Annotated in this window: 5 protein-coding genes and 1 pseudogene; 5 read left to right on the forward strand and 1 reads right to left on the reverse strand. The window is 39.4% G+C overall.

Annotated features, from left to right (window positions below):
* Positions 1-175, forward strand: a pseudogene (locus ACPK8D_RS09340) (IS5/IS1182 family transposase); the annotation flags it as partial.
* Positions 176-970: 795 nt separating this feature from the next.
* Here ACPK8D_RS09340 and ACPK8D_RS09345 read toward each other — a convergent pair.
* The gene (locus ACPK8D_RS09345; protein ID WP_424717585.1) at positions 971-2,227 is read right to left on the reverse strand and encodes a PGF-pre-PGF domain-containing protein; all 1,257 of its coding nucleotides are present in this window, start codon (positions 2,225-2,227) and stop codon (positions 971-973) included.
* A gap of 1,822 nt (positions 2,228-4,049) precedes the next feature.
* On the opposite strand from ACPK8D_RS09345, the gene ACPK8D_RS09350 reads away from it, so the two are divergent.
* From ACPK8D_RS09350 to ACPK8D_RS09365, 4 genes are all read left to right on the forward strand, one after another.
* A complete protein-coding gene (locus ACPK8D_RS09350; RefSeq protein WP_424717586.1) occupies positions 4,050-6,296 on the forward strand; it encodes an amino acid permease in 2,247 nt (748 codons plus the stop codon).
* 124 nt (positions 6,297-6,420) lie between these two features.
* The gene (locus tag ACPK8D_RS09355; RefSeq protein ID WP_424717587.1) at positions 6,421-7,233 is read left to right on the forward strand and encodes an alpha/beta fold hydrolase; all 813 of its coding nucleotides are present in this window, start codon (positions 6,421-6,423) and stop codon (positions 7,231-7,233) included.
* Between the two features lie 282 nt (positions 7,234-7,515).
* Positions 7,516-7,776, forward strand: coding sequence for a hypothetical protein (locus tag ACPK8D_RS09360; protein WP_424717588.1), 261 nt, complete (start codon positions 7,516-7,518; stop codon positions 7,774-7,776).
* A gap of 615 nt (positions 7,777-8,391) precedes the next feature.
* Positions 8,392-8,628: a ChaB family protein gene (locus ACPK8D_RS09365; protein ID WP_424717589.1), complete on the forward strand. Its 237-nt coding sequence runs from the start codon at positions 8,392-8,394 to the stop codon at positions 8,626-8,628.
* Positions 8,629-8,766 lie beyond the last annotated feature (138 nt).

The following is an 8,766-nucleotide window of genomic DNA, read 5'->3' on the forward strand; positions in this document are numbered from 1 at the left end:
ATCAATCATTGAAGATATATTCAAATTGGCGAAGAAAGCATACTCTATGGAGGATTTGCACAGATACACCAGGAGTTCTGTCCAAAAGTATTGTTCTTTAGCTGTACTTTTAGTGGGGATGACAGTAAACTACGGTATTAATGAAAGGAAGGAATTACAAGCCTTCTCTGAATAAGGAAATCAAAAGGGGGCTATATTCTTTTATTATTCTTTTATTATTCTTGATTATTTTTCGATTGCTTTTCGATATGGTTTTCGATAATAAGTACTCCTTTTCTTTTTGACAATAAATACTTCTTTTATTTTATTATTTACAATATCATTTGCGTATTTCACCATTGCATCAATTTTTTTCCAAGAATTATATATAAAATCTGGTATTTGTCTATATATCTTTTAGAATATCGTCAAAGTGTCGTATTATTGTGTTCATTCTCTTCCCTTATCGTATCTTGTATACATTTAGTTTATATGGGATCTTCTATATGTGTAATCGCCGTTTTGTAAGCAACTACTTCAGTTATTATTTCAGTAATTTTGTTATTTGTCGTAATCTGTTCGTACAGTGCTATATGGAAATCAGAAGTTCCTAAATATTTAATGGGGATTATTTAAATCATTACTTACATATTGGAAGTGTACATAAGATAACTCGGGATAATAGCTTGGTAACCAAGCTGCAATTGCTCTTAGAATAATCTTTGAAGGGTTCAGAAGTGTCAATAGAATAGCCATAAGAATTACTCTTACGAATAGTTAAAAGAGGATACCATTAGAGTTCTAATGGAAGACTATGTAAAAATTATGGGTACATATAAATCAATGTCAATATCATACAGAAAGCACTAAATAAACGATCCATTGGACTTGCTTGCCAACCCCAATAGAAACTTAAGAAACAGATAAAAAAGATAAACCAAGCCCATCTTATGTGTTTCTTTTCTTACATGCTGATCAGAAAAGGGCAATGTTAATTGCCCTCAAGTATTTCAATAATAACTTCTAAAAGTTTTATTACCACATTCTTCGTTGGTTCATCTATTTCTTCTTCCTGTGGTGTATCATCTATTTCTTCTTCCTGTGGTGTATCTACTGTCTGCTTTAGAACTTTATCCACAGTTATTTCCTTACTTGTAATTGCAAACGTAGAATATTCATCCACTTCAGCTTTGAAATAGATATACCTGGAGTCCTCACTTGTTATTGTTATTGGAACTTCTACCCATTTGCCACCCTCATACATGTTCAGGACAATAGCAGAAGAATCCAGTCCATTTGCAATGAGCCATGACTTTTCTACCTTAAAGTCTACAGCTGCATTATCTATATCAATTACCTGTTTATTGTCATTATCAATGAATATGTTGAATGATTTGTAGACAACACCTGTGAGTGGTTTCTTAATACTTTCAGGCTTCAGATCTTCTACTACAACCTTTGCTTTACCAGCATCTTTTGTAGGTACGAAGTATATATTATTGACAACTGAGTTGTCGTTTTCGACATCAATAGATACTGTTTTGCTATTATCCATGTCTATCTCTGTTGTTTCGATTGTCTGGATAACAGTTGTTGAATTGTAACTAGATGTGTAATCTGAAGAATCATTATCGTATATAGTAGAATTTTCTACAATAGTTGTATCATCGTCTGAGTATGTATTATCGATATCTGTTATTTCAGTATTGTCAATATCAGTTATTTCAGTGTTTTCTTCTTCAGTATGTATAACTGTGCCAGGACCACCGCTGGTAATAGTATCTACATCATTACCATCGCCAACAATAGTTGTATCTGTAGTTTCAATATCAGTTATATCAGTGGTAGTTTCTTCATATATAACAGGACCATCAGATGTAATAACATCATCAGCATCATCAACTATTACTGTAGTATCTTCTTCAATTGTAGTCTCTTCGTAGACAATATTAGTTTCTTCTTCTATGTTTGTTTCTTCGTAATCTATATTAGTTTCATCATCTGAATTCTCTTCATCTGTAGTATCACTTGCAGAACTATCATCAGTAGACTCGTCAACAGTATCATCTGAGGTTGTAGCGCCAGTTGATGCGTCATTACTAGAACTATCATCTAATGAATCACCAGCTGAATCGTCGCTTGCAGGTCTAGCACCTGTTTCTTCTGCTGCTACAACACCTATTCCGATATTTGCTATTAATATAAAAGCGGCAAATATAATTGCAAGAATTCTTCTAGATTCACACACAGAAAACACCCACACAAAATATTTTTCAATATTTTATCTCAGATAGTAATCGCAGGAAGGAGGCTTTAAGTTCCATTGATTATTGATCTGAAATTGGCATTAATAGATCGGCTAAGGATTAATTTTGAAGTTCTTGATTAAATTTAAATCCTATTTAATAAAATAGTCAATAATATTTAATATTGTCGAATAGTTGTTATTCTATTGCAGACCTTATATATTTGATCAAGAGCTTGAAGATACGTTTTAAGCCTAAAACGTGTGGGTAGCAATGCTTGGATTATATTAAACCAGGTATTAAGAATCAGAAAAATCAATTATTATTTCTCCGCCAAACAACCTGTAACTTTTATTACTATGGGAGCGCAGAGGGTCACGAATACCCTGACCTTCACAGGCTGTCCAACAATTACTACCGGTAATAACCGAATTCCTTCGTTTTCGATTTAAAGGTTTTATATGCCTTATTTTTTACTTATTTTTGCCCGGAAATTTAATTGTCGGACAGCCTGTTTAGGGTGGGGTGGCCGCCCGCAGTTTGATTTCTTTAACTTAAAATCGGAGATTTCAGCAGTATATGTTACATTATATACCTGTACGTATAATATTTTTTCACAGTTCCCATGCTACTTTCTTTTTTCAACACTGCATTCATTTAATTATGCTTTCGTGCTGTTGTGTACCGTTCCCACGAAGTCGATACAGACTCATTTTAAACTATAGACGGGTTTACCGGTTTTATTTGCTTTTAACTTCCAAAGTTCGGAATGCGTAGAATCAATGATGTATATAACTAATCTAAATTTTATGCATTGAAAAACAGGAACATTGAACCCTGTCCGGAGATTGTCAAATAATTTTCAGATCCGCAAGCAAAACTATCAAAACAGGACTTGAATTTTCTTTGAATGTGTTCACTTGGTGTCGTTTAAGGCCACTCCCCGTATTTCTAATAGTTCTGACAATCTATTCAAAGCGTATTTTTTTTCATTTATCATAATTTGTAATTTGTTAACTTCGGCCTCTAACTGCGCGATTTCTATTTTTAATTGCAATATCTGCTCTTTAATAAGATCATTACTTTGCATCATATCCGCCCAATAACTATGTATTAACCCCTTAACTCAATGATATCGCTTATGTATAAATCAATGCGTTTTCACTTTTTAGATATTCACTTTACTGTATTATACTGTACTATACTGTCATTACTGTATTATACCGTCACTAATGTTATGCATACCGTCACTAGTGTTATGCCGAAGCTACTGTATTATATCATCATATCTGTTTCTCTGCCTGCAGTTACGGCAATCCAAAAATTCCCATAATTGATAAATTCGCAGATACAATCCGTTAAAGTAGTAATTGGGCTCGCCTCCTATTAATTTTTATATTCTACTTTTTTCTTTTCATCCCACTTTTAGCAATATGCACAGAACCCTGTTTAAGAAATATATCTCCTGACGGATAGATATATGTACTATTTGAAAACAAAATCCACTAAAACAGGAACTGAAATGCTTTAATCAGGAGCAGGCTGCCTTATCTCTTTAAATAGTTAAAAATAAAGCTCAGCTAAAAAAGACATTGAAGCCGTTCAACTGAAAAAGGCACTGAAGCCGTACTGCAGGAGAAACTCACGTGTTTCGATGCTATTTCATTCGAAAGGCAGATCCACTGCAACAGGGATCGAAACCCCTGCTGTTTGCCCGGACGTATGGTGAGATGTACGTTCGATATTGTCAAAATAAGCTAATCTGAAGATTTATAAAAGCACGGATTTACCGATTTGAAAGCTTTGTAATAGATGGAGATAGAAATGGCAGCAGTTGAAACGACTGAAAGGTTGGGACGTAGCCTTGGCTTTTTCTCGACTTTCGCAATCGGTACCGGTACAATGATTGGGGCCGGGATATTCATTCTTCCGGGGATTGCTGTAGCAGGTGCGGGATCTGGAGCAATAATCTCTTTTCTGATTGGGGGACTTATTTCAATAGCCACAGCCATCAGCATGGCAGAGCTGGCAACCGGTATGCCTCTGGCAGGCGGTAGCTATTACTACATCAGCAGGACAATGGGAGCTGCACTTGGTGCAGTAATCGGCCTCGGCTCCTGGCTGGCCTTAATCTTCAAAGGCACATTTGCACTCATCGGGCTCGCAGAATATTTTCAGATTTTTTATCCCCTGCCCCTTTATTTTGTAGCAGCCGTCACAGGCGTAATCCTGTTACTGATTAACTATCGTGGGGCAAAAAGCAGCGGTTCGCTGCAGAACTTTATTGTAATTTTCTTGCTGATAATCCTGGCTTTATTTATAGCCAGAGTATTTTTTGTGGTTGATCCGGCTAACTTTTCGCCTGCCAAATCTTACGGGATAACCTCGATAATCACGACAGCAGGAGTTATTTTTATATCCTATCTCGGGCTCGCAGAAGCAGCTGCTGTCTCAGAGGAAGTAAAAAACCCGTCAAAGAACCTGCCTCTGGCATTTATCGCTTCAGCTGTTGTAGTAACCTTATTTTATGCTGGCATAATGGCAGTAGTTGTCGGATTTTCCGATCCTCAAGCGGGCGGGACATCAGTTACTCCTCTGGCAGATATTGCAGGTCTGATGGCAGGCGAATCAGGAAGAATCGCAATTGCCGTGGGTGCTCTGCTTGCAACTCTTTCCACAGCCAACGGGGCCATACTGTCTTCTTCCAGATTTCCTTTTGCCATGAGCAGGGATGCACTTATGCCTGAATGGTTTGTCCTTATCCATCAAAAATTTGAGACTCCCCACAATGCTATACTGGTTACAGGCACGGTAATGGTCCTGCTTTTATTCCTGTTTGATATTGAGGAGCTTGCAAGATTGGGTGGGGCATTCAACATTTTGATATTTATCCTGTTAAATCTGGCAGTGATTATCCTCAGAAAAAGAACTCTGCCTGGATATGAACCCACATTTCGCGACCCTTTTTTCCCCTATACGCAAATCTTCGGGGTAGTCGGGAGCATAATACTGCTGCCTTTGCTTGGCGGTTTACCTCTTCTTTTCACCGTAGTGATGATTTTTGCCGGGATTGGCTGGTACTCATTCTACGGAAGGGGCAAAGCCGTGCCAGAATATAATTTATTTGATCTGCTGGAAAATGCTGTCGAAAAGAAGGAGGTTGAACCTGTTTCCCTGGTTAAAGTGCTCGTGCCGATTTCCAATCCGAAACATGAGCGCGATCTTTTGAAACTGGCAGATTTTATGGGAAGCGAGATAATTTGCCTCCATGTCGTTGAGGTTCGGGATCAAACAACCTTAAAGTTAGCGCAGGAAGCCTATCACGACAAAAAGATAGAGATGGACTGCCATTTCAAAGAAGAATTTGATAGTTATCCTGCAATTCTCGGGCATAAAAGAGAATATATTGTTGCCTTTGACCACAGTATCTCAAACTCAATCCTGGAGCAGGCTGAAGTCGAAAATGTAGACATGATCGTTATGGGATGGCACGAATCAAAGAGATTCCAGTACTCACTCGGAGTAACAAACGATATTCTCCTATCCTCAAAAAGTCCGATCGCGTTATTAAAGGGACATCTGCCTGACAGCATTAATAGAATCCTTGTAGGATATAACGGTAAAGAAAATTCTGTCTACGGCCTTCATCTCGCAAAAAAACTGGCTATAAACACAGGGGCCGAAATAGAAATTCTCAGCATCGTTAGCCCTGATGAAGCTCAGGAAACCAGGCTGAAACTCACTGAGGAACTTGAGCGCCTGGTTGAGATAATGAGTTCGGTACCGCTTAGCTTCAGAGTACTGGAGAAATATTCCATAGAAGATGCTCTACTTGAGGCTTCAAATAACAGTGACCTGATAATCATTGGCGACTCAAGTGAGAGATTTAAGATTTCCTTACTTGGGACTTTGTCGCAGAGGGTCGCCAGGCATTCCAGGAAACCGATAGTTATAGTTAAAAAATCAAAACCGATTTCAAAAGAAAGCTTTAACTATCTGGTTAAAAAGTCAGTCCGGAGAATCTACGCCGGACCAGGGATGAAAAAGGGCCAAGGTAAAGAATCGAAATAAAGGATCGAAATAAAGGATCGAAATAAAGATTAAACTAAAGGTTAAACTAAAGGTTAAAATAAAGGTTAAAATAAGGGCCAAATAACAGGTAAATGGCAAAATAATACACTGCGAGGCATCGAACATGGCTGTCGGGTATGCTGAGCTTGGAGACGGAAAGCTCTATTATGAGATAGAAGGAAAAGGCGAGATGTTTGTACTCTGCCACGCAGGTTTTCTTGATAGCCGCATGTGGGAAGCTCAATGGGATGCTTTTACTCAATACTACAGGGTTCTTCGCTTCGACATGCGCGGATTCGGGAGATCCGACCCTGCAACCGGGCCGATTTCCCGCCGTCAGGATTTTTACTGCCTGCTACAGGAGCTCGGAATCGAGCGTGCAAATGTGTTAGGTTGTTCTATGGGCGCAGAAATGGCCATAGATTTCACGCTCGAACATCCGGAAATGGTAAAATCGCTGATTATTGTTAGCGGGACTCCGGGCGGCTTTGAAATGCAGGGGGAGCCGCCATCTCAGGTTCTGGAGATGCTTCAGGCGATTGAACAGGGCGACCTGGAGCGTGTGAGTAAACTGCAAGTACACCTCTGGGTCGATGGCATCTACCGCCGGCCCGAACAGGTTGACTCCGATGTCCGCACGCGCGCAGCCGAGATGAACAGGATAGCAGTGGAAAACGGTACCTGGGCAAAAGCTGACGCTAATCCCCTTAATCCACTGAAACCACCAGCGGTTTCCAGGCTTGTCGAGATCGCTGTTCCGGTACTTGTTATCTGTGGGGCCCTGGACCATCCTGAAATCTTGAGGGCGGCTGACCTGCTCGCAAACAGGATAAAGGGAGCAGAAAAGATTATTCTGGCCGATACTGCGCATGTGCCTAATATGGAAAAACCTGCAGAATTCAATCGGCTTGTGCTGGAATTCTTAAGCCGCGTATAAGCCGTAATCCTGAAAGCCAGGAGCTTAAAGTTCTAAACCCGCTAAGACGGGGTTAAAGTCTGTAAAATTGTAAATTTTCTCACCCTATAGCCTCTTTTCGTCCGCCCCTTCCTTCTCAAAAGTTTGGGCTTTTAGTTAGAGAGTCGAGTTATATATGATATAAGACTAATATAACATTATAGGCAAGAGCTTATAAAAATAATTAAATTAGATTATTGGTGAGCTTTTGTTTTTTAAGTGCGCAGTCCGAATGGACAATGCATATTTGAGAGGGGGAACATTATGTCAGTTAAAATCGAATGGCAAATTTTTATAGCCGAGACCCGGAGCGACGGCACCTGGAACTCGAACAGCCCTGCACTCGCGGAGCTGCTCAACGCCATAGCAGGCCCGGACAAAATCAAGGAACCTGCTCCGGATATCGAGAGCGCTATGGCCCACCTGGCCATTAAAGGGCTACCATATTTCAAAATAACCGGAAGCACTTCCGCGAATAACATGGGGAAAAGCAGCACTAAAAAGTATTCCGGAATCCTGTGTTAGCATAAACCCGCAGGCAAAATCCGATAAAATCAATCCTCTGTGTTCGATTGGGGTACGATCCGCAGAAAATGTATTACTTTAGTTGAATTTCTGTGAGCTTATAGTATGAAGCAGATGAATGAAACCTTTTGATGCTTATTTTAAACTATATTACTTATTTTTAACGACTCCTTACTCTGATATAATGGGATAAAAAGGATTGAACTGGCCAGAAAGGATTAAGCTGGCTTTTACACTAAAAATCGGTTTTATTCTTAAGCCATTTTGTAATTTCGTTTGTTTCTTGTAATTTCGTTTGTTTCCGATTTTGAGACGGTTGTGAGCACAGGATATCTCCTTAAGCCCGCATCGAGAATACCTTCAGTGCTGTTATCCACATTCCCAGGTTAAGGAAAATACGCAAATACTTGATGCATCCACTGTGATACCTTTGCCTTTAGTTCCTGTTCAGGGATGTTCCGGCGCCGCGCTGAAACTTTAGCTCCAGGGGAATGAAGTATGAAAAGGTTACGGCAGATACTGGTAGATCCTGGTCACTATAAGGAAATTCTGATCCCTCCTGGTTTAATACAAACCCTTTTAAAAATATCTCCCATATTTAAATGGGGGAAATAAATGCCATATAAGAGCAATTCCGAACTGCCGGAAACGGTTAAGGAGAATCTGCCGGAACAAGGACAGGATATCTACAGGGAAGCTTTCAATAGTGCCTGGGAAGAATATAAAGAACCTTCCGAACGACGAGGAGATGCATCGAGAGAAGAGACCGCCCACAAGGTTGCCTGGAGTGCAGTCAAGAGAGTATACGAAAAGGATTCAAACGGAAACTGGGTAAAAAAGATTGACACTTGATCTTTGGAGTTTGGCCTGTCTATTTTTTGAACTCTCTCCTGAATTCTTTTTAATCCTCTTTTTAATCCTCTTTTTAATCCTCTTTTTAATCCTCTTTTTAATCCTCTTTTTAATCCTCTTTTTAATCCTCTTTTTAAT

Source organism: Methanosarcina sp. (assembly GCF_049706645.1).
In the GTDB taxonomy this organism is placed as follows: Archaea; Halobacteriota; Methanosarcinia; order Methanosarcinales; family Methanosarcinaceae; genus Methanosarcina.